The sequence below is a fragment of the Mycolicibacter sinensis genome (assembly GCF_001673565.1).
Taxonomy (GTDB): Bacteria; Actinomycetota; Actinomycetes; order Mycobacteriales; family Mycobacteriaceae; genus Mycobacterium; species Mycobacterium sinense_C.
The window spans coordinates 1-22,483 of record NZ_LZMF01000095.1 but is presented as its reverse complement, the minus strand read 5'-3'; the positions used below and the strand labels follow the sequence as shown (position 1 = coordinate 22,483).

At 67.7% G+C, this 22,483-nt stretch carries 16 protein-coding genes and 2 pseudogenes; 7 read left to right on the top strand and 11 right to left on the bottom strand.

Features of this window, described 5'->3' with window-relative positions; genetic code table 11:
* The 5 genes from A5648_RS14680 to A5648_RS14660 form a co-directional block, all read left to right on the top strand.
* A partial coding sequence (locus A5648_RS14680; RefSeq protein WP_165607351.1) for a diiron oxygenase occupies positions 1 to 358 on the top strand: 358 nt, incomplete at its 5' end.
* Positions 359 to 443: 85 nt separating this feature from the next.
* Positions 444 to 1,211: a phthiotriol/phenolphthiotriol dimycocerosates methyltransferase gene (locus tag A5648_RS14675; RefSeq protein WP_065025261.1), complete on the top strand. Its 768-nt coding sequence runs from the start codon at positions 444 to 446 to the stop codon at positions 1,209 to 1,211.
* A 190-nt stretch (positions 1,212 to 1,401) separates the two neighbouring features.
* The gene (locus tag A5648_RS14670) at positions 1,402 to 2,760 is read left to right on the top strand and encodes a cytochrome P450 (RefSeq protein ID WP_065025256.1); all 1,359 of its coding nucleotides are present in this window, start codon (positions 1,402 to 1,404) and stop codon (positions 2,758 to 2,760) included.
* Positions 2,757 to 3,587: an SDR family NAD(P)-dependent oxidoreductase gene (locus A5648_RS14665; protein WP_065025255.1), complete on the top strand. Its 831-nt coding sequence runs from the start codon at positions 2,757 to 2,759 to the stop codon at positions 3,585 to 3,587. The genes A5648_RS14670 and A5648_RS14665 overlap by 4 nt, the downstream gene beginning before the upstream one ends.
* 70 nt (positions 3,588 to 3,657) lie before the next feature.
* The gene (locus tag A5648_RS14660; protein WP_065025260.1) at positions 3,658 to 4,470 is read left to right on the top strand and encodes a phthiotriol/phenolphthiotriol dimycocerosates methyltransferase; all 813 of its coding nucleotides are present in this window, start codon (positions 3,658 to 3,660) and stop codon (positions 4,468 to 4,470) included.
* 53 nt (positions 4,471 to 4,523) lie between these two features.
* On the opposite strand, the pseudogene A5648_RS14655 reads toward A5648_RS14660, so the two are convergent.
* Both A5648_RS14655 and A5648_RS22845 read right to left on the bottom strand, forming a co-directional pair.
* Positions 4,524 to 5,201 (bottom strand): annotated as a pseudogene (locus tag A5648_RS14655) (alpha/beta hydrolase); the annotation flags it as partial.
* A gap of 195 nt (positions 5,202 to 5,396) precedes the next feature.
* Positions 5,397 to 6,188, bottom strand: a pseudogene (locus tag A5648_RS22845) (SDR family NAD(P)-dependent oxidoreductase); the annotation flags it as partial.
* Positions 6,189 to 6,336: 148 nt separating this feature from the next.
* Between A5648_RS22845 and A5648_RS14650 the strand changes: the two are divergent.
* Positions 6,337 to 7,404 (top strand): PE-PPE domain-containing protein, encoded by a 1,068-nt coding sequence (locus A5648_RS14650; RefSeq protein WP_234787435.1) that lies wholly within the window; start codon positions 6,337 to 6,339, stop codon positions 7,402 to 7,404.
* 48 nt (positions 7,405 to 7,452) lie between these two features.
* Here A5648_RS14650 and A5648_RS14645 read toward each other — a convergent pair whose 3' ends face one another.
* The 6 genes from A5648_RS14645 to A5648_RS14620 all read right to left on the bottom strand — a co-directional run bounded on the left by A5648_RS14645 (position 7,453) and on the right by A5648_RS14620 (position 14,644).
* The gene (locus A5648_RS14645; protein WP_065025253.1) at positions 7,453 to 8,802 is read right to left on the bottom strand and encodes a hypothetical protein; all 1,350 of its coding nucleotides are present in this window, start codon (positions 8,800 to 8,802) and stop codon (positions 7,453 to 7,455) included.
* A gap of 164 nt (positions 8,803 to 8,966) precedes the next feature.
* A complete protein-coding gene (locus tag A5648_RS14640) occupies positions 8,967 to 10,682 on the bottom strand; it encodes a hypothetical protein (protein ID WP_131810575.1) in 1,716 nt (571 codons plus the stop codon).
* A gap of 265 nt (positions 10,683 to 10,947) precedes the next feature.
* Positions 10,948 to 12,549 carry a hypothetical protein gene (locus A5648_RS14635; protein WP_065025251.1) on the bottom strand — a complete coding sequence of 534 codons (1,602 nt, stop codon included), beginning with the start codon at positions 12,547 to 12,549 and terminating at the stop codon, positions 10,948 to 10,950.
* Between the two features lie 148 nt (positions 12,550 to 12,697).
* On the bottom strand, positions 12,698 to 13,426 hold the full coding sequence (locus tag A5648_RS14630) for a nitroreductase family protein (RefSeq protein WP_065025250.1): 729 nt from the start codon (positions 13,424 to 13,426) through the stop codon (positions 12,698 to 12,700).
* Positions 13,423 to 13,935, bottom strand: coding sequence for a DUF2505 domain-containing protein (locus A5648_RS14625; protein ID WP_065025249.1), 513 nt, complete (start codon positions 13,933 to 13,935; stop codon positions 13,423 to 13,425). The genes A5648_RS14630 and A5648_RS14625 overlap by 4 nt, the downstream gene beginning before the upstream one ends.
* 13 nt (positions 13,936 to 13,948) lie before the next feature.
* Positions 13,949 to 14,644: a flavodoxin family protein gene (locus tag A5648_RS14620; RefSeq protein WP_065025248.1), complete on the bottom strand. Its 696-nt coding sequence runs from the start codon at positions 14,642 to 14,644 to the stop codon at positions 13,949 to 13,951.
* 160 nt (positions 14,645 to 14,804) lie between these two features.
* Here A5648_RS14620 and A5648_RS14615 point away from each other — a divergent pair, with 160 nt between their 5' ends.
* The gene (locus A5648_RS14615) at positions 14,805 to 15,635 is read left to right on the top strand and encodes a class I SAM-dependent methyltransferase (RefSeq protein WP_065025247.1); all 831 of its coding nucleotides are present in this window, start codon (positions 14,805 to 14,807) and stop codon (positions 15,633 to 15,635) included.
* On the opposite strand, the gene A5648_RS14610 is transcribed toward A5648_RS14615, so the two are convergent.
* From A5648_RS14610 to A5648_RS14600, 3 genes are all read right to left on the bottom strand, one after another.
* On the bottom strand, positions 15,628 to 16,887 hold the full coding sequence (locus tag A5648_RS14610) for a phthiocerol/phthiodiolone dimycocerosyl transferase family protein (protein WP_065025246.1): 1,260 nt from the start codon (positions 16,885 to 16,887) through the stop codon (positions 15,628 to 15,630). The genes A5648_RS14615 and A5648_RS14610 overlap by 8 nt on opposite strands.
* Before the next feature lie 19 nt (positions 16,888 to 16,906).
* Positions 16,907 to 21,310, bottom strand: coding sequence for a type I polyketide synthase (locus tag A5648_RS14605; RefSeq protein ID WP_109470798.1), 4,404 nt, complete (start codon positions 21,308 to 21,310; stop codon positions 16,907 to 16,909).
* Positions 21,307 to 22,483, bottom strand: a 1,177-nt coding sequence (locus A5648_RS14600; RefSeq protein WP_131810574.1) for a beta-ketoacyl reductase, incomplete at its 5' end; no start/stop codon positions are given. The genes A5648_RS14600 and A5648_RS14605, both read right to left, overlap by 4 nt.

Below are 22,483 nucleotides of genomic sequence, written 5' to 3'. Positions count from 1 at the left end.
TAAACGCGTGCCGAAGGTGTGGCGGATCAACCGGCTGTGGATGTCGGTGTACGTGCCGTTCGTCATGCGACTGCTGGCCAAGCCGATGGTGGTGCCGCCGCGCAGTTTCTTCCGGCAGTTCGAGGTGCCCCGTTCGGTGCGCAAGCAGCTGCGGTCCGGCTCGCCCGAGTCCCAGCAGGCGCTGAGAGATACGTTCGCCGACATCCGGATGCTCTGCGACGACATCGGTTTGATGACTCTCGCCGGGCGGCTGATGTGGCGCATCTGCAGGATCGACGGAGCGCCGTCGCGCTACCGCGGCGAGCCGCAGCGCGCGCAGGTGGCGGTGCAAGTCACCGGGGTCAAAAGCGCCTCCTGAGCTGTGCCATACTTTCGGTATGGTGCGTTCCCCATCTGAGACCTTGGAAAAAGTCGGCGCCGATCTGGTCTACCGGATCTCGGCAATGCCGCTGTACAAGAAGGCCTTTAAGTACTGGTACCCGTTCATGACCAAGCGGATGGGACACGACGACGTCGTCTTCCTGAACTGGGGCTACGAGCAGGACCCGCCGCTGGGCCTCAAGCTCGATCCGGCCGACGAAGAGAACCGGTACTCGATCCAGCTCTACCACCAGACCGCCACCCAGATCGACCTGGCCGGCAAGAAGGTGCTGGAGGTCAGCTCCGGCCACGGCGGCGGCGCCTCGTTCCTGGCCCGCACCCTCAAGCCGGCTTCCTACACCGGCCTGGACTTCAACCCCGACGGGGTGGCTTTCTGCCAGCGGCGCCACCAGGTGCCGGGCTTGGAGTTCGTGCAGGGCGACGCACTGAACCTGCCGTTCCCCGACAACTCGTTCGACGCAGTGGTCAACGTCGAGGCCTCGCACATCTACCCCGACTTCGCGCAGTTTGTTCGTGAGGTGGGCCGGGTGCTGCGTCCGGGCGGGCACTTCCTGCACACCGACTTCCGCGCCAAGGAGGACATCGAGTCCTGGCAGCAGACCCTGGCCACCCCGCCGTTGCGGGTGCTCAACGAGCGCGACATCAGCCGGGAGGTCGTCCGCGGCCTGGCGGCGAACTCGCCGCGCTCCAACGAGCTGATCAACGAACGGATGCCGTTCTTCCTGCGTCGCTTCGCCCGGGAGTTCGCGGTGGTCGAGGGGTCGCTGTTCTACCGCGACCTGGACCGCGGTGAGATCACCTACCGGATCTTCGACCTCGTCAAGGACTGACTCCACCGAACTGTTCGCAGCGCCGGAGCGGGCCGGGACTTGTTCCCCCGCTCCGGCGCTTTATTTTCCGGCTGATGTCCCTTGAACCGGCGAGGCGAAACCGGGTTAGGGTGACGGCTGCAGTCATTGTCGGCCCGATCGCGGGCCAATCGCGCTGAAAACCCGACGATCGTGACGAGGGGCTAGCCAGATGGACCAGAGGGAACTGACGCGTCGGCTTCGCTTCCGCGCCAGCCTGTTCAAGATCGGCATCGACGGACTGGTCGGGGTGGCCCGGGACCGGGCGAGCGCCTACCGGTACGCCCTGACCGGCCGCGAGACCGCTCCGCTGACCGACTTCGACCCCTTCGCTCGCGAAACTATGCTCGACCCCTACCCGGGATATCGCACCCTGCTGACCGGGCCCAAGGTCTGGTACAGCCGTAAACGCGGCATCTGGATCATTCCGGGCTACGACGAAGTCCGGCAGGCACTGCGCGACGACGAGGCGTTGTCCTCGGCGCAGAGCCAGGCCCGCTTCCGGGTCCGCTTGCAGACGATGAACGCCCAAGACCCGCCGGTGCACACCCGGCTGCGCCGGTCGGTGTCGCGGGCCTTCACCCCGCGCGCGATGAAGGCGTGGGAGGTCAACATCAACCGGGTCGCCGACGAACTCGTCGACGAGATGATCACCCGCGGTCGAGTCGAGATCGTCAGCGATCTGGCCAAGCCCCTGCCGAACCGGTTGATCACGATGATGCTGGCGATACCGCAGGAGGACCGCCACCAGTTCCTGGAGTGGGCCGACACCATCAACGAAGCGGCGTTCGCGCCGCTGACCCCGCGCGGCATGGCCCTGAACATGCGCTCGAGCCAGGCCGTCATCGCGATGCACCGCAGCCTCGACCCGATGATCAAGGCACGCCGCACCGCACCCGGCGACGACTTGATCTCGATGCTGGCGGCTCCGAGCGGCGAGGACACCCTCTCCGACGACGAGGTGTTCTGGAGCGCGTCGATGCTCGTCGGCGCCGGTAGTGAGACCACCACGAACCTGATCTCGGGCCTGTTTCTCACGCTGGCTCAGCGTCCGGACGTCTACACCCGGCTGCGCGAGCAGCCTGAGCTGATCCCCGCCGCCATCGAAGAGCAGCTACGGCTGGTCTCGCCGGTGCAAGGGTTCTACCGGACCGCGACCCGCGACTACCGGGTCGGCGACCACACCATCCCGGCCGGTGCGCGGGTGCTGGTGCTGTACGCCGCAGGCAATCGCGATCCCGCGCACTACCCCGATCCCGACACCTTCGATCTGGACCGCAATCCGACCGACCACCTCGCGTTCGGCGGCGGCGCCCACTACTGCCTCGGCACGCACCTGACCCGCATCGAAGTCAGCCGGGTGCTGACTCAGCTGATCCCCCACGTCGCGGAGATCCGGCCGGCCGGGGAGCACCGATACCTGGTGAATGCCACGATGCGCGGCCTGGAGCACCTGCCTGTCGAGTTGGTGCCCGCGCAAGCCGGCGTGGATCCGGCGGCGGCCCCGTCCGGGCGTACCGGCACCCGATGAGTTCCGAGCCGGTAGCGCTGGTCACCGGGGCGACGAGCGGGATCGGCGAGGCGACCGCCGAGCGGTTGCAGGCCGCCGGCTACCGCGTGTTCGCGGTCGGCCGCAATCCCGAAGCGCTGCAACGCCTGGCATCGCGGGGGCTGATCGCACGCGCACTCGATGTCACCGACGAGTCCGCGGTACGAAGCCTGGTCACCGAGATCGAAGCCGACCACGGCGCGGTGGACGTCCTGGTGAACTCGGCAGGCTTTCCGCTGACCTGTCCGCTCGAGCAAGTGCCGCTGGCCGATCTGCGCCACCTGTTCGAAACCAATGTTGTTGCCGCACTGCATCTGTCGCAGGCCGTACTGCCGGCGATGCGGGAGCGTGGGAGCGGCATCATCGTCAACGTCGGCAGCACCGGGGGGCGCTTCGCCAGCCCGGGTGCGGGCGGCTATCACGTGGTCAAGTACGGCATGGAGGCGCTGTCGCTGTCGCTGCGTGCCGAGGTGGCGCCGTTCAGTGTGCGGGTGGTGTTGCTCGACCCGACCGCGGTGCGGACGCCGTTCGTCACCTCACAGCAGGAGGCGCAGCCCGTCTACGCCCCCGACGACCCCTACGGCGGCTTCAAACGCCGCTACGCCGACAACACGAGGCGGCTGTCGGCGAAGCGCGGCGTGATGATCGAAGCCGAGGCGGTCGCCCGCGCGGTGCTGCGCGCGGTCCGGTCGAAGAACCCTCGACCCCGCTACATCGTCGGAGCGTCGGGAAAAGCCACCGTGTTCGCCCGGGCACTGCTGACCGACCGGATGTGGGAGCGAATTGTGATGCGCGAGTTGCGCGACTGAGGCGCAAGGACCGCGAGACCCAGTCACCGACGGGGCCCACCCGCCGTGACATACTGCCCCGGTGCCCACGATGAACCGCCTCATCTTCAACCCGGTCTCTCACCGAATCATGACGAACCCGTTCGTCTACCACCTGCTGTTCACCTCGTTCGTGACCAAGCGGTTCGCCACCCAGACCAAGATGCTCTCCGGTGACGACTGGCTGTTTTTGAACTACGGCTACGAAGAAGACCCGGCGATGGCGGTGCCGTTGGAAGCCTCCGACGAGCCCAACCGGTTCTTCATCCAGCAGTACCACCGCACCGCCGCCCAAGCCGATCTGGCCGGCAAGAAGGTGCTCGAGGTCAGCTGTGGCCATGGGGGCGGCGCGTCGTATGTGGCGCGCACGTTCAAGCCCGCCTCCTACACCGGCCTGGACCTCAATGAGACCGCGATCGAGTTCTGCCGGGAGCGCCACCAGCTGCCCGGGATGGAGTTCGTGCAGGGCGATGCCGAGAACCTGCCCTTCGACGACGGCTCGTTCGACGTGGTGTTCCAAGTGGAGGCTTCACACCTGTACCCGCACCCGGCCAAGTTCTTCAACGGCGCGGCACGGGTACTGGCCCCGGGCGGACATTTCCTCTACACCGACTTCCGCCGCCGCAGCGAGCTGGCCCGCTGGGATGCCGAGCTGGCCGACACGGGATTGCGGCTGGTGTCGCAAGAGGACATCAGCATGGACGTGTTGCGCGGCAACGAGAAGAACCTGGCCCGCAAGCAGGACATGATCGCCCACCACGGCAGCCTGGCCCGCTTCGCCAGTGCTGCCACTGACTGGACGTTCAATGGCGCTCTGAAGAACGGCGAGTTCGTCTACCGGCTGTACTGCTTCGCCAAGGACTGATAGCCCTTGCCGCGGAGACGGCTGCCCCAGCGACGGCTGCCCCAGCGACGGCGCTAGAGTCCGCGGCCACCGAGCCAAGCGTGGATTCGGTCGGCCACCGACTCCCAGCCCGGCTCCAGCATCATGTTGTGCCCCATGTCGGGAAAGAACTCCGCCTCGGTGCGGTAGGCACGCGCCGTCGCCCGCACCTCCTTCTGTGTGTGCGCGGCGTCCTGTTCGGCGCCCAGCACCAGCAGCGGCGTCGTCACCCGGTCGGGGCGAGGCAGTTTGAGCACCAGACAGTCGATGCTGACCCGCGAACTGTCCTCCTGCAGGCGGGAGGCGCAGTCGGCGACCACCTCCTCCGGGGTGTTCGCGGAGAAGAATTTTTCCCGGGCCTGCGCCGGAGTGTTGATGTAGCGCAGTGACTTTCCGGTGATCGCCATCTTCACGGCCTGCCCCGGTCGATGCCGCAGCCAGCGCAGGCTCGACCCCAGGTTGCCCTGCGGGGGGATCGAGGCCATCAGCACACCGGCCGGCGCGGCGTGCGACTCCAGATACTTCTGCACGATCAGGCCGCCCATCGAGTGGCCGATGACCACCGGAGGCACCGGCAGACTGTCGGCAACTGAGGCGATGTCGGCGACGTAGTCAGCGACGGTGCAGTCCCGCAGCGGCTTGTCGAGCCCGCTGGTGCCGTGACCGCGGAAACTGACCGCCACCGCGCGGTAGCCGTGGTCGGCGAAGTAGCCGAGGAAATGCTCGTTCCAGCACCAGGCGGCGTGCCAGGCGCCGTGGACGAACAGCAAAGGAACAGGATGGGCGTCGCTGACGCAGCCCTTGTCGATCACCTCAAGCACCACACCGCTCCCCCTGTCCGGCGATCGGCCGTCCCCTGACGCCGTCGACAACCGGGTCCCTCCCCTACCCGCGTTGCGCGTCGAAAGTGGAGTGCGCCGCGCCAGCAACGGTAGCAGCGGACCGTGCGGCACGATACGGTAGGCGGCAACCAGAAATCGGTTGGCCCATCCGGGCGTCACCCGGCCTTTGCCGGAGGCCAGGCCGTCGACGGCCGCCTGAGCGACCTTGTCCACCGACTTCCACATCACAGCGGGCAACACCCGTTGCCGTTCCCCCTCGCGGAACCCGGCGGCGAGGTCCAATCGGGTGTCCACCGGCCCCGGGCACAGGGCGGTGGCGGTGACCCCGGTCCCGCGCAACTCGGCCCGCAGGCTTTCGGTGTAGGAGGCGACGAACGCCTTGGCGGCGCCGTAGCTCGCCTGCCCGGGCAGCGGCCCGAACGCGGCAACCGACGACACATTCAGCACCGCACCGCGTCCCCGCTCCACCATGCCCGGCAGGAACCTGGTGCACAGGTCGACCACCGCGGCGACATCGACCTCGACCAGGCCGAGTTGGCGCTCCGGTTCCGCAGTCGCCGCCAGTGCCACCACCGCCAGGCCGGCGTTGTTGACCAGGACATCGGGCACCAGGCCCAGTTCGGCGACCCGGTCCGGCAAGGCCGCGCGTTCGGTGCGGCAGGACAGGTCGGCCGGCAGCACGTGCACCGGCCGGGGACCCAGCTCGGCGGCCAGCGCGTGGAGGCGATCGGCGCTGCGCGCCACCACGATCAGCTGGTGGCCGCGGCGGGCGAGCTCACGCGCTACCGCCGCACCGATCCCCGACGAGGCGCCGGTGACGATGGCTGCGCGGTCGGGACCGGGTGCTGGTAAAGCCACGGGCTCACCCTATCGTCCGGTGCACCGTCGACCGCGCGGCGGCAAGGATCTGACGCTGGTGCAAATTCTAGACACCTCGACAAGCGCTGGGATGAGTTCCTGTGTACGCTGACGCGGACATGTGTGTGGACTAAATGGGGGAATTTTGATGACACGCTCTGGCTACCGGTGGATGGCGGTCGGTTTGGCAGCGGGGGGCTGCGCCGGCCTGATGGGGTTGACTTCGATGCTCAACGCGGGCTTCGCCCTGGGTGAGGACACCGCGCTCATCATGGGCTCGGCGCTTCAGCCCACGCCGAAGGACTCCTACATCGACCAGGTCATGCGCGATTTTCTCAACCCGCAGAACCCTTTTCCCGGGCAAACGACCTTTCCCGGCTACACCCCCGTCGGGGTGACCACACCGGAGACCGACTACGGCCCCGGGCTGACCCAGGGGGTCGCCGACATCCACAAGGCGATCATGGATCACCTGGCCGACAGCGACAATGTCACCGTCTGGGGCTACTCGATGAGCGCCGCGGTGGCCACTCAGGAAATGATCAACCTGCTGGCGCTGCCGCCCGGCGAGCAGCCGGATCCGGATCAGTTGAGCTTCGTGTTGCTGGAGAACCTCGGCAACCCCAACGGCGGGTTCTTCACCCGCTTCGATTCGGACATGCCGATGACGCCTACGGACGGCATCTACCACACCGACATCTACACCATCCAGTACAGCGGGGCGACCGACTTCCCGAAGTATCCGCTGAACTTCCTCGCATTGGCCAACGCGATGTCCGGCTACGTCAACCTGCACCCGGCCCTGCTGCCGGGGTGGCCGACGACGTTCGACCCGAGTGCGGTCGCCGACGCGGTACAGCTGCCGACCTCGGGCGACATCAACACTGACTACTTCCTCATCCCGACCCAGAATCTGCCGTTGCTCGACGGCATACGCTGGATGCCTTTCTTCGGCCCGGCGATGGCCGACCTGATTCAGCCCGCCCTGCGGGTGTTGGTCGACCTCGGCTATGACCGCACCGATCCCGCCGATGTCCTCACGCCGGTGTCGTGGAGCCTGCCGACGATCGACTGGGACACCGTGTCCCAACAACTGCAGCTCGGGTTCGAGCAGGGCTGGATCGCCGCCCAGGTCGACCTGGGGATGCTGCCGGAAACCGAGCTGCCGGACCTGTACCCGTACCTGCCGGACCTCTCCGGTTTGATCGGGGTCTAAGACACCGCAGAACCCATCCGGTCGGCCGGTCCGAATCGGGCCGGCCGACTAGGTGGCGGCGACGTCGAAGACGGCATCCCAGAGCCCTTGCATGTCGAAGGGCCCGATGATCCCGCTGTTGTCGGCGATGTTGTAGAGGTAGTCGCCCAAGAAGTCGTGGATCTGCTCGATCGAAGGCAGGAAGTCGGTGGTGTCGATCACCGCGTCGGGCGGAAGCGGATTCTTCAGGTCCAGCAGCACCGTACCCAGCCGCCACAGCCAGGCCTCGTAGTCGATGATCTCCGGGGTCGAGATGTTGGCGGTGCCCTCGTCGTAGTGGGCCAGCCACTGGTCGATCACCGGGTTACCCGGCCACAGGTCACCGACCGCCTTCGCCAGCACGTAGTAGCTGGGCAGCGACCAGGTGGCGGGGTCCAGGAGGTCGCCGGCCGGGTCGGGCAGCAGGCACGGTCCGGGGCAGAACGGGCTGCCCGGGACGAACGGGTTGAAGGCCACCAGCATCGAGGCGATGACGGCCTGCATGACCCTGCCGAACTCCACGGGATCAGGCAGTTGGAACTTGTCGGGGTCAAAGGGCTGCATCAAGCTGTTGAAGAAGTTGATGAACGGCTGGTCGAACTGCATCTCGTAAGACGTTCCGGCCCAGGGCATCAGCGGGGTGTCCGGGTCGATGTTCGGGTAGTCCTCCGGGTTGAGGCCCAGCTGCTCGAGGGTGCGGCTGCCCTCCCAGTAGAACCCGTCGTGGGCCAGCCCGCTGTTGATCATGCCCGGTGAATTCGGGTCGAAGTAGTAGGAATTGCCGTCCATCATGTCCGAGAACGGGACCTGGAACCAGTTCTCGATCAGCGGGAACTTCTGCAGGCCGGTGGCGATCAGCAGGCTCCAGATGGTCTGGTCGATCCAGGTGAAGCCGGTGATGGGGCTGGTCGGCATGGCCGGCAGGCAGTCCAGGCTGGCACAACTCGGGTGCACCGGGATCTCGACGTTGGCCAGCATCGACAGTTGCTGGCCCAGACCCGGGTAGAAGAAATCTCCTTCGTGGCCGGCGCCGGATAGCTCCGGGAACGGCACCAGCAGCTGGATGACCGACTCGAAGTGGCCGAGGTCGCCCGGATCCTCACCCCAGATGTTCGTCGGACTGCCGACGAACCAGGGCCCGCTGTAGAACAGGGACCTCGACAGCGTGTCGAGCGCGTGGATCTCGTTTGCCGGAATGTTGACCAGCGCCTGGAACAGGTTCAGCGGGACGTTCACCAACGACTCGCCGGCGGTGAGACGCTCCGCGAGGTGGACTGCGGTGGGCTCCGGAACGCGCACTACCGCCGGAGTGACGGCGATGAGACCCGCCGTGGTGATCGCCAGCCCGGCACTGCCGTACGAGCGCAGGGCAGCAACCATCCCGATGATCCTCCGATTGCAGTGGGCCGACGTACCTCTGAGAGACGTGAGTAATCTACCAAAGCGTTAAATAAGTGCAACGCGTCACACCGAAGTCCGCCCGGCCGGAAGCGCACGACAGCCCGGCCGCGCAGATGCGGGCCGGGCTGTTGTGGTGTGCCGGTCTAGAAGTTGAACCAGCTCGACATCTCGGCCCACAGGTCGGTGAGCCCCAGATAGACGCTGTCGTGCTCGGGGTCCAGGGCGTGCAGGAAGTCGTCCCAGACCAGCAGCGAGTTCTTGCCGCCGTAGTCGCCGATCTCCTGCATGTCCAGCGGCAGGTCGGGGTTCCAGGTCGGCGGCATGTAGTAGCCGGTCTCGGGGTTGATCGGCCACGGCCCCAGCAGGCCCGGGTCGGTCAGGATCCCGCCGTTGACGACCAGGGCCGGCAACCAGGGGTTGATGGCCGCGAGCGAGTCGATGATCTGGTTGTGGGTGTCCGCGTCGAAGGTGAACATACCGGTCTGCAGCGCCGAGATACCGGCCAGGATCTGCTCGTCGGTTCCGCCGTTGGCATTGCCGACGGCGTTCGCCGCTTCCTGCTCGGTCAGGTCGATCCACTGCTGGATCAGTGGGTTGGGGGCGCCGATGCCCTGGATCGACTTGACCAGGTCCAGGGTGGTCACCCCCCACGGCGGGGAGACCGGCGGCATATTGCACAGTCCCGGACACATCGGGCTGCCGGCGACGTAGGGGTTGAAGTCGACGACCATCCCGGCAATCAGGGCTTTCATGGCCTGGAAGACGTCGTCCGAGCTGGCGAAGTGGAAGCCGGTGAGCGGGTCGTCGCCGTTGACGCTCCAGTCGACCGGTTGCATCAGGCTGTCGAACCACTTCTGCATGGGGCCGAACGGGTCCAGCTTGAACTCCAGGCCCGCCCACGGCATCAGGTTGATCTGGTTGCCGTGCTCGTCGAGGACGGGGTCGCCGTTTTCGTCGAGAAGCGGATGCGTGCCCGGGTAGCCGAAGCCGGGCTGGGCCGCACCGGACCATGGGCTCCCGCCGTACATGGGCCCGCCCGGCACCGCGCCGCCCTCACCGACACCGGCGTCCGGGTTGGCGATGCCGCCGGACGTGGGGTTGTCGGGGTCGCTGAACGGGCTGTCCGGGAACTTGTAACCGTTCAGCATGTCCTGGATCGGCACCTTGAGCCAGTACTTGAACAGGTCCAGCTGGTTGTCGTCGTTGGGGAAGTTGGTGAACTTCGCGAAGAAGTTCAGCATTGCGTCCAAACCGGTGATCCCGGTGATCGGCTCGACCGGCGACATCGGGTAGCACTGGATCGAGTCACACGAGGCGCTGATAGGCAGCAGGGCGGCGGCGAACATCGCGAACTGCTGGCCCCAGCCCGCGGTGCCGTTGGCCAGGGCATCCGGGTCGATCGTGGGGTCGTACAGGCCGGAGAGCTGGGGCGCGAACGGGAACAGGTAGTCCATCACGGCCATGAAGTGGCCCGGGTCGCCCGGGTCCTCACCCCAGATGTTGGTGGCGCTCGGGGTGAACCAGTTGCCGGTGAAGAAGAACGAGTTGGCCAGCACGTTGGTGGCCGACACCTCGTTGAACGGGATGTTGACGAGGTCCTGGAACAGGTTGAACGGAATGTTCAGGAAGGAGGCCTCGGCGGCCAGCGCCACCGCCCGCTCCGCGGCCGTCAGTCCCGGTGTCCACGGATTGACCGGAGCGACCGGAGCCAGCGCCACGACGCTCGCGGCGGCGACGGCCGCCCCCGCGGTCACGTGGCGGCGCTGCGAGGCCGCCCGATGGGCGCCGCGGAGCGCAAATCGACGCTCCGGCGCCGCCCGGTGCCGGCCGGCGTCCGCATACCCACGCTCACGCGTCACACCATGCTTCACATTTCCCCCTTGAGTCCCTACAGACCGTGACAGCATATCTGTGTCACGACCCGGTGTCTAAGCGAGTACGAGTCAATTTACATAGGGTCCGTACAAACATCTGCTAAGTCGCACATCATGGTCATCTTTGGCTGATCTTCTGGTCGATATCGGCGGGCGGGCCGGACCGTAGCACCCGCGCTGTCGGCCCAGCGGGACGATACCGCACCGCGCTACCGCCTGCGGGAGGAGCGGGTGAGCCCGTGGCGCCGGCCTAGAACAAAGCGTTCAGGTCCCCCAATCCGAAGGCGTCGAGCAGCCCGGTGAACCCGTCCGCGCTCCCCGCAGCAGCGCCACCGGCGTCCCCGGTGTCAGTGGCCGCCCCGAGCACCGGGGTCAGGTCGTCGAAGTCCACCGGCTGGTACCCGGCGGAGTTCGCCCAGTCCGCGAAGAACTGCTGAACTCCCGACTGCTGCATGAAGTCGATGAGCTGCTGCATCGCCGGCGACGGCGCGAAAGCGATCGGGGTGTCGATATTTGCCGGCGGGTTAGCCGGCGACGGGTTGCCGATATCGAACCACTGCTGCAGCGACTGCGACACCGCGTCATTGACGTCGACCTGGTGCGGAGTCGGGCCGTTGGCCATCCCGTAGAACGCGTTCAGCGGGCTATCCGCATTGGCCCGGGTGAGCCAGTCCTCCAGGTAGGGGTTGCCGGGCCACATCTTGTCCAGCTCCGACACCAGTGCCAGCGGCGTCGCCGACGGATTGGCCAGACACGTGGTCCCGCAGAACGGGTCACCGGGAGACGACGGGTCGAAAGCGATGATCTGGCCCGCGGCCATGGTCTGCAGTGCCCGGCCGAACTCTTCGAACGTGGGGATCTGGAATCCGCTGGCGTAGGTATTGAGGTCGACCGGAGCCTGCAGGCTGTTGAAGAAGTTCTGGAACGGATACAACAGGTCGAGCTTGAACGTCTCGTTGGACCACGGCATCAGGTTGACCGGGTTGCCGTTGCCGTTGACGACCTCATCGGTGCCGGGGACGACGTGAATGCCCTGCGACGCAGTGGCGGCGTCCTGGGGCAGGTTGGCAATGTCAGCCGGGGTCGCCGGATGGGTGCCGACGAAACCGAGGGTGGGGTCGCTGGGCACCGAGCCGTCGGGATTTCCCGCTGCGTCGGTTCCGATCCCCATCGCCGGATTGATCACGGTGGGAAAGGTGTAGCCATTCTGCAGATCCGATAGCGGGACCTGGAACCAGTTCTGGAATATCGGGTAGGGCTGCATTCCCGAGAGCGCGGCAAAAAACCAGGCATTGTGGTCGAAAAAGGAGGAGCCGGTTATCTCGCTCGAGGGCAACAGCGGCGCGCTGTAGTCGGCGTCACTGGATGCACTCGTCGGGATCTCGGCATCGGCGAGCAGGGTGAACTGCTGGCCCAGACCCAGGTGCCCGGCTGCTGCCTCGTCCCAGTCGAAGCCGGGAGCACCCGGTTCCGGACTGCCCTGCCCGGAGATCTGGCTGAACGGGAAAGCCATGTCGATGACGCCCATGAAGTGTCCCGGGTCGCCGGGGTCCTCTCCCCAGATGTTGGTCGCGCTCGGCGACCACCAGTTACCGCTGTAGATCAGGGCGTTCCCCACGATGTTCATCGCCCCGATCTCGGTGCTGGGCACGTTGACCAGCGCTTGGAACAGGTTCAGCGGGACGTTCAGCAGCGAGTCGGCGCCGCTGAGCAGCAGCAGTTCGCGCTCGACGGCCGATATCGGTGTCGTCGCCACCGGCGTGACCAGAGCGGCGGCGACCAGGCCGGCCGCCGCCAGAGCGGCGAGTTTCGCCTCGGGTGGGCGCATTGCGGCGTCTTTGTTGAAGTTCACGGATCCCCCCGACCCCAGGCGTTACATAAGACCGGCTGAATCTACACCAGGCGGTACGCCCACACCACTAAAGACAATATTTTGTGATTGTTACCGCAACGCTAAAGGCTATCTCGCCTATACTGAGAGCCAATTCATCCAAAAAGTATCATTTGGCCAGCCAGGCGCGGTTGCCGTAGCTGTCCAGATGGACCACTTCCCCGACCGGTCGGCGCGTGGTGGGACCGTAGCGCCCGCGCGGCCACCCCAGCGGCACGATGCAACACGGCGTCACCGCGTGCGGCAGACCCAAGATGCGCCGCGCCGCGCGCTGACTCCACAGTGGCAGCGTGATCAGCGAGGCGCCCAGCCCCATGGCGCGCGCGGCCAGCAGCAGGTTCTGCACGCTGGGATAGATGGAGCCCCAGTAGGCCGACTCGGCGATGTGCGGCATCCGCACCACCGGCAGCCGGCCCTCTCGCGCGCCCAGCCGCAGGCAGGCCACGACCAGCACCGGAATCTCGGCGAAGTGGTCGATCTGCCACTCCATCGCCCGCGCGATGCCGGCGATCGCCGGGTCGGTCTTGAGTCTGCGCCGCAGCACCACCCCGCGCTGAAGCTTCCAGGCCTGCCGGTAACGCTTGGCCAGTTCTTCCTTGACGCGCCGGTCCCGCACGACGATGAACTCCCAGTTCTGCCCGTCGTTACCGGTGGGCGCGCGCTGCGCCAGCTCGATGCACTTGAGCACCACGGCGTCGTCGACCGGTTCGGAGTACACCCGCCGCACCGCGCGCTGGGTCATCATCGCCTCGCCCAGCGGCATATCGAGGCGGGCCAGCGCCTCGGCCGGGGCGGGCACGTGGGTGGGAATGAACCGCGGGGCGTCCGGTGCCGTCATTTTCCGGCCCTGTCGCCCAGCCACTCCGCGGTGAACCGCTGGATCTCGGGGATGCCCTGGGCGAATTCCTTCGCCAGGAAACTCTCGATGGGGCCGCCGACCAGCGGGATCTTGAACTCGATGGTCCCGGTGAGATCCATCCGCGAGCCACTGCCGGTGGGTTGCAGCACGGCGGTCCCGCCGCCGCGGCCCGGCGCCCCGACCACCGCGACGTCGATGTCGCCGGTGACCCGGCCGTCGGAGGTAGGGGTCCAGACTTCGGTGGTGACGATGTTGAGGTCGCCACGGTAGACCTTGGTCAGGATTCCCGGCAGCGCGCCGTGGCGCAGGTCTTCGGTGACCACCACGCGTACCGCGCCTTGGGCGTCGACGGTCAGCGAGTCCAGCGTCTTCTCGCCGCCGTCAAACTCGGCGTTGCGGGCCAGCCAGTAGTCGCGCGAGCCGAACGCGGAGTGCACCTGCTCGACGCTCGCGGGCGACTCGAACACGATCTCGAAGGAACGCGGCATGGGTACCTTTCCCCTACTTGCCGAACAAGCGGCTCGCCAGGCCCGCGGCGAACGTGCGGACCCGGTCGAGTTGCTCGGGCTGGACGTTGGTGGGCGGCAGGCGCAGCCCCAGGTAACGCTTGCGGTAGCGCCCGGTGCCCAGGTAGCTGGTCAGCGACAGCATCGAGTGCAGCGGGTCGCCGGGATAGGTCAAGTGGATCTCGTCGGTGTAGCGGCCACCGCACTGCTCCCCCAGCCGAGCGACCTCGGCGTAGTTCTCCTGCCAGTACTCCCGACACACGGTGAATACCGCGAACGGCTTGCCGTCCAACAGCTTTCGCGCCTCATCCGTTTGCAGGAAGGACCGGATCGGCATGGCCGGCGCCTTCCACCAGGTCGGTGAGCCGATGCAGATCAGGTCGTAGTCGCCGTCGCGCACCGCGTCGGGGGTGCGGATCTCGCCGGTCTCGCCGCGCTGCTGGGCCTTGAGCACGCTGAGCATGTCGGGCCACACCCGCCGCATGGGGAACCGCGAGAACCGCTGCGCATAGCGCGGATCGGTGAATTCGATGCCGGCTTTGACCACCTCGCAGCCGCGCTCGGCGAAGGCCTCACCGGCGGCCTCGAGCACCTTGAGCGCCTGCCCGCTGTAGCTGTAGTACAGCAACAGGATCCGCGGCGCCCGCTGGTTGCCATTGGTCTCATCCGCCATGTCTGCCTCCTGGTTCATGCGGCGGTCCCAGCTTCGGCTCTCCTCCGTCGAGCCTCGCTGAACCGCCGGGTTCATGCGGCGGTCCCAGCTTCGGCTCTCCTCCGTCGAGCCTCGCTGAACCGCCGGGTCCGACCGTGCGGTGCATCGAGTGCCCGCCTAGCGTATTAGGCTCCCCGACGTGGCAGACAAGATCCCCGTCGACCTGCACGGTGCCGCGGCGACCATGTTGACGACGCTGTACCTCAAGGCACTCGACGCCGATTTCGACTCCCCGGTCCTGGGCGATCGGTACGCCAAGGAAGCGGTCGAACGCATCGACTTCGATTGGGACGCACTCAAAGCCCCCGGCCGGTGGGCGCCGCTGGTGACGGTGCGCACCGCCCAGTACGACATCTGGGCACGTCAGTTCCTGGCCGCCCACCCGCAGGCCACCGTCATCCACCTGGGCTGCGGCCTGGACGCCCGCGTCTTTCGGATCGACCCGGGACCGGAAGTGGCCTGGTACGACGTCGACCAACCGCCGGTGATCGCGTTGCGCGAGCAGATCTATCCCGACCGCGCCGGCTATCACCTGGTGGCGACGTTGGCGACCGACCCGTCCTGGCTGGACGAGATCCCCGCCGATCGCCCGGTACTGCTGCTGGCCGAGGGCATCAGCATGTACCTGACCGAATCCGACGGCGTGGCGCTGCTGCAGAGCATCGTCGAGAAGTTTCCCGCCGGCGAACTGCAGATCGACTTCTACAACTGGCTCGGGGTCAAGACGCAGAAGACCCACCGGCTGCAGCGCCAATCCGGCGCCACGCTGCACTGGGCCGTCAACGACCCAGCCGACATTCTCGACAAGGTCACCGGAATCCGGCTGCTGGCCGCCGCCAACCTCTTCGACGCCGAGACCTTCCGCCGGGTGCCGGCCGGATTCCGGCGATCGGCCCGGGTGGCTCGCGCGGTGCCGCCGCTGCGCGGAATGCTGCAGTACCACCGCTACGCTTTCGGCCCGGTCAGCTGACGCCGGCAGCGGCGTGCCGCTCGGCGATGCCGCACAGCAGCGAGCGGATCGCCTCCACCGAGCGCTCCGGCTCGGGCCCGTGCGAGTGGTACTCGATGTTGAGCTGGCCGGCGAAGATCTGGGTGAAGTAGATGTCGATGCCGGCGCTGACGGCGAAGTACAGCTCGCCGTGCGTGGTGGTCACCTCCACACCCGGTGGGGTCCGCACCGGCGGCACCAGACCGTTGTTGCTCAGCACCACCACGTCCGGCATGCCGGGCGGGTTGCCGACGTACTGCGGGCTGAAGTGCAGCCGCGACTGCTGGATCACGCCCTCGTCGAGGTCCTTCTGGAAGTTCTCGGCGATCTCGCGGGCCATGTCGACCAGCTCGGTCTTGGCGTCGATCTCGGCGAGGTAGGTGGCCAGCCCGATCGGGTTGGTGCATCCGGTGGCCGAAACCGGCGGGGACAGAAAATATCTCAGGTCCACGGTGTAGATGTAGGGCACCGGGATGCGCAGCTTGCCGCGTAACTGCCATTCGGCCAGCAGCACCGCCGCCGAGAGCACCGCGTGCAGGCTCAGGTCGTGCGCCCGGCCGAACGCGACCACGTCGTCGGTCTGGCTTTCGGTCAGCCGGCACGACGCCATCGGGACCAGTACCGGTTCCGACGGTGTCTCTTGCGAGACGGCTCGGCGAGTCGGCGGCAGGTCGTAGGCGAATAGGGCCGGCATGAACCGCTCGATCCCGGAACGCTGCTGCTTCTCGATCCCCCGGTCGGCGAGCACCGCCTCGATCGACTGCGGCGCGGGCTCGACGTTGATCGCACCGATGCGTCCGGTCGTGACCAGATCGGTGTAGAAGGCGAGCATCTCTTCGATCAGCGCATACATGTGGTGGCCGTCGGCGACGGCGTGGTGCACATACAGCGTCGGCTGTGCCTGCCCGTCGCGGATGATCACCCGCATCGCGACCAGCGACTCGGTCTGGTCGAAGTGCGGGGCCGGCGGCTGGGCATCGGGTCCGTCGAGCTCGATCACCTCGATGCCGTCGGGCATCAGGTCGTCGGTGACGAACTGGTGCCTGCCGTCGGGCAGTCGCTCAAGTCGCCCGGTGAGGATGGGGTGCGCCTCCAGCAGCGCCTCGTAGGCCTCCGAGAGCAGATCGATGTCGACCGGACCGGTGAGGTGGGCGGCGAGACCCACGAAATTGTGGGTCTCGGCGAGCATCTCCTCACTGTTCGCAAGCTTCCGAATGACCGACGTGGCAAACACTTTCGGGTTCTCTCCTCAATTAGGACAGCTCGACCAGGGTCATTTCCCCGTCTTCAGCATCGGTCGTTGCCAGATCGTCTTCGGCGATGGCCTCGCGGACCAGATCCATCACCGCTGTCGAGAAGCCGTCAGCGATCGAGGACACCACCGACTCCTCGATCCGGCGGCTGTCGAACCACCAGTCCAGATGCAGCACACCGGAGGTGCGGTAGGCCCGCAGCTCCAGAGCGTGTCCCAGACCCGGGATCGCCTCGCGCACCGGCATCGCTATGTCGCGGTCGAACTGCACCGGTGCGTCGCCCAGCGACGGCAGCTCGGGGATCGCACCGACGTACGCGAAGTGGATGTCGGCGGGTGCAACCGAGGAGAACAGCCGCGCAGTCGGCGCGTAGAGGTAGCGCAGCAAGCCGTAGCCGATCCCGTAATGCGGTACACCGCCCAGGGTTTCGTGGACTTCGTCCAGCAGCTGACGTGCGGTGGCCTGCGCCTCGGTGGAGCAGCTCAGCGCAACCGGGTAGATGGTGGTGAACCAGCCCACGGTGCGGCGCAGATCCACGTCGGGTTTGAGCACCGAACGGCCCGCTCCCCCGATATCGACGGCCACGGTGCCCGCACCGACGGTCGCCGCCAGCGCCCGGCTCAACCCAGCCAACAGGATCTCGTTGATCGGCAGACGCAGCCGGCGTCGGGCGTCGTCGATCTCGCTGGTGTCACCTGCCGCCATCGACGAGGTGAGCTTGGACAGGTCGGCTGCCGCCGGCGGTTCGGCGACCTCCGCGCCCAGCCGCAGGGTCGCGGCTTTGGCTGCCTGCACCCAGTATTCACGGCTTTCCAACACCGCCGGGTGGGTGGCGAGCCCGGCGCAGCGCTGCGACCATTCGGCCCAGCCGACGCCGACCGGCGCCAACTCGATGTCGTTGCCCGCCAGCTTCTGGCCGAACGCGGTGAAGATGTCGGTCAGCAGGATGTCGCGGGACGCCTCGTCACCGACCGTGGCGTGCAGGCTCAGGCCCAGGTAGCAGACGTCGCCCGCTGAACCGCGGATGTAGAGGGCGGTCAGCGGCGGGCAGGACAGGTCCTGTTCGCGGATGTGTTCGGCCAGCATCGTGCGCACCGCGTCGTGCTCTGCGGTGAGGCCCTCCGGCAGCGAATGCGTGCCGATCTCGCCGAACTCGCCGGGCTCGGCGATGTGCTGCTCCCAGGTGCCGGCCCGCTCGGTGATGCGGAGCCGCAGGGCGTCGTGGTGATTGACCACCGCGGTGAGCACCGAACGGACATCGTCGACCGAGACGTCGGGGCGCAGTCGCAGGATCAGCGGGATGCGCCAATGCCCGTGCTCGCGAACACCGTTCTCCAAGAAGTAGGTGATGTTCGGCGGGACCGGCGGGTGCTCGACGCTGCCGGGCGACTGGCGGGCCAGCCCGCCGGCGGCGTAGCGGGCGGTCAGTGCCTTGGCCAGCGCCGCAACGGTCGGGTTGTCGTAGAGATCCTGCGGGGTCAGGTCCATCCCCTCGTGGGAGGCGGCCATCGCGACGCTGATCGCCACCAGCGAGTCCCCGCCGATGTCGAAGAAGTTGGCGTTGCGGTCGACCGAGCCGACCCCCAGGCAGATCCCCCAGATGCGTTGCAGCGTCGCCTCGATAGACGACCCGGCCGATCCGCCGGCACCGTCGGCGCTGCCGGCCCCGCTCGCCGCGGCACCGTTGTTCACCGCGCCGGACACCCAGGTGGCCCCGGCATTGTGCTCCAGCCAATGCCGTTGACGCTCAAAGGGATAGCCCGGGACGGTGACCCGCTTGGGCTGGTAATCGCCGCGCAGGCCGGACCAGTCCACGTCGACGCCGGCGGCCCAGAGTTGGCCGAGCGCCAGCAAGAAGGTGTCCCGGTCGTCGCGGTTCTGGGCGTGGTGGCGCATCAGCCGCACGGTGCGGTGACCGTCGGCGAACTTGGGATGGCGGGCCGCCGAGGCGGTCAGGGTGGCCCCGGGTCCGACCTCCACCAGCACACGGTGCGGCTCGTTCAGCAGTGTGTCGATCTCGTCGGCGAAGCGCACCGTGGCCCGCACACTGCGCGCCCAGGTGGCCGGGTTGGTGGCTTCGCTGGCCGCCATCTGAGTGCCGGTCAGGTTCGACAGCAGCGGAATCCGCGGCTCGTGCAGCGTCTGGCGGGACAGGAAACCGGTGAACTCCGGGATCATCGACTCCATCAGGCGGGAGTGGAATGCGTGTGAGGTGCGCACCCGGCGGGCGTTGATCCCCGCCTGCTTGAGCGCGTCGGAGAACGCGCGGATCGCCTCTTCGCTGCCGGCCACCACGCAGCCGTCGGGATCGTTGACCGCGGCGAGGTCGACGTCGCCGGTGAGATACGTGCCGACCGCGTCGGGGCTCAGCGGCACCGCCACCATGACGCCGCGTGGCGCGGCATGCATCAGGCGGGCCCGCATCGCCACCACTTTGATCGCTGTGTCGAGGTCGAAGACGCCGGCGACGGTGGCCGCGGCGTATTCGCCGATGCTGTGGCCCACCAGCGCCGCCGGACGCACCCCGTAGCTTTCGATCAGCTTCGCCAGCGCGTATTCGACGGTGAACAGTGCCGGCTGGGTGCGGTCGGTGCGCTCCAGGTCGCGGGAGGTGCCGTCGAAGATCAGCGCGCGCAGGTCGAAGCCCAGTTCGGCGTCGAATCCGGCGACACAACGGTCGAAGTACTCGGCGAACACCGGTTCGGTGTCATACAGCCCGCGCGCCATCCCGATGTGCTGCGCGCCCTGGCCCGGGAACAAGAACACCACCCGGTCGGTCTCCGACGCGTCGGTCACACCTTCGCCGATGAAGACGTTCTCGCTCTCCTCGGCGCCGAGCACAGTGACCGCGTCGGCCCGGTCGGCGACGACCGCGGCCAGCCGGAGGTTCTCCGGCTTGCGGCGCGCCAGGGAGTAGGCCACATCGGTCAGATTCGGCGCTTCGGTGTCAGCGCCGCCGGACAGCTCGGCCGCCAGGTCCGACCGGCCCTGTTGCAGCGCCTCGGCGGTACGCGCGGACAGCAACAGCACCTGCGGCCCGGCCTGCGGTGCGGCGCCCACCGGCGACTCCTCCGCCCATTCTTCCAAGATGACGTGCGCGTTGGTGCCGCCGACCCCGAAGGAGCTGACACCCGCGCGGCGGATGCCGTCGGACTCCCAGGGCCCGTACTCGCTGCGGATTCGGAACGGCCCGGAGTCCAGGTGCAGTTCCGGGTTCGGGCTGGTGTAGTGCAGCGTGCCCGGGATGGCCCGGTGCTTGAGGCACAGGATGGTCTTGATCAGGCTCGCGATCCCGGCCGCCGACTCCAGGTGCCCGATGTTGGACTTGACCGAGCCCACATAGCAGGGGCCGGAGCGCTCCTCCTCCGAAACGGCGAAAGCCTGTCGCAGGCCTTCGATTTCGATCGGGTCGCCCAGCGGAGTGCCGGTACCGTGCGATTCGATGTAACTGATGGTGGAGGCGTCGACCTCGGCCACCGCGTGCGCTTCGGCGATCACGTCGGCCTGCCCGGCGGCGGTGGGCGCGGCGTAGGTCATCTTGGTGGCGCCGTCGTTGTTCAGCGCCGAGCCGCGAATCACCGCGTGGATGCGGTCACCGTCGTCGACCGCGTCGGCCAGCGACTTGAGCACCACCACGCCGACACCGCTGGAGAAGATCGTGCCGTCGGCGCGCACGTCGAACGGCCGGCAGTGCCCGGTCGCCGACACCATCGAACCCGGCTCGTGCCAGTACCCGACGTGGTGCGGAATGCGCAGCGACGCACCGCCGGCCAGCGCCATGTCGCATTCGCCGTTGAGAATGCTCTGGCAGGCCAGGTGCACCGCGACCAGCGCCGAGGAGCAGGCCGTCTGCACCGACAGCGCCGGCCCGCGCAGGTTGAGCTGGTGGGCCACCCGGGTGGCCAGGTAGTCCTTGTCGTTCTGCAGCGACAGGTTGACCATGTCGAAGCTGACGCCCTGCCCAATGATCTGGTTGGGGTCGTAGTGCGACATCAGGTTGTGCAGCAGGTAGCCGCTGGTGGTGCTGGTCCCGTAGACGCCGACCGATCCCTCGAGCTCGCCGGGCTGGTAGCCGGCGTCTTCCAGGGCGTGCCATGCGGTCTGCAGGAACAGCCGGTGCTGCGGGTCCATGGTGCGCGCGGCCAGCGGGGTGAAGCCGAAGAACCCGGCGTCGAACTCCTCGATGCCCTCCAGCAGAGCGGCTCGCCGAACGTAGTTGTGGTTGGCCAGCGCCTTGTCGCTCACGCCGGCGGCACGCAGCTCGTCTTCGGACAGCGTGACGATGGACTCCGTGCCGCGCCGCAGGTTGTCCCAGAACGCCGTCAGGGTGCGGGCGCCGGGAAACCGCCCGGCCATACCCACGACCGCGATTGCATTGGGCGGCACTTCGTTGTTGGTGCTCACGTTCGGTCTCCTACTTTTCGCCGCGACGCCGCCCGTTGCCGCGCTGCGGCACGCTGCTGCGCCCGGCTACGAACACCGCCGACATCGCCGGCGCCGTCTCCGCTTTCCTGCGCTGCCAGGCCGAGTTGCCGGGTCAGGTCGGCCGCCAGGTCGGTCAGTGAGGCGCCCTGCAACAGCAGCGCCACCGGCGGCTCCGCCCCGAAGTCGCCGCGGACGGTGTTGCGGATGCGTACCGCCATCAACGAGTCCATCCCGAGTTCGGTCAGCGGACGCGCCGGATCGATCGCACTGTCCTTCGGGTAGCCCATGATGGCCATGATCCGGGCGCCCAACCGGGCGACCACCGCTTTGGTTGCTTCGGCGGGGTCGAGCTGGCGCAGGCCCTCCGGGCCGGGCCAGTCGTCGTCCTCACTATCGAGGTCGAGCTCACCGGCCAAGGTGGAGAAATACCCGAGTTGCTGCAGTTCCGGGAAGGCCGCGGCCACCCGGTCCAGGCGCAGTCGCGCCACCCCGATCTGCCCGAGGTCGCCGCCGAGGATGGCCTCCAGCGCCTCCATCCCCTCGACCGGGTCGATCGGGTCCAGCGCGCTGAACTTGAGCTCCTGGGCGACGCCCACACCCGACCACTGGCCCCAGTTGATGGTGATCGCCGGCAGCCCGGCGGCCCGCCGCCACGCCACCAGGCCATCCAGCCAGGCGCTGGCCGCGGCGTAGGAGGCCTGGCCGGGCGCTCCGAGCAGCGATGACGTCGAGGAGAACCCGACCCACCAGTCCAGGTCTTTTCCGGTGGTGGCCACATGCAGGCGCAGAGCTCCGGCCGCCTTGGGCGCCCACACCCGGTCCAAGGTCTCCTTGTCGATGCCGACCACGATCTGGTCGTCGATCACCGCGGCGCCGTGGATGACTCCGCGCAGCGTCAGCCCGGTCTCTTCCGCCGAGGTGACCAGGCTCTCGGCGGTACCCGGAGCGGCGAGGTCACCGGAGACCACCGCGATCTGGGCGCGTTCGGCCAGCTCGTCGAGCACCGCGCGCTGCTCCGCGGAGGGCTGCGAACGGCTGTTGAGCACGATCCGCGCGGCGCCGTGGTCGATCAGCCAGCGGGCCACCACCAGCCCGATGCCGCCCAAACCGCCGGTGAGCACGTAGGCGCCGTCGCGCCGCACGGCCGGGACG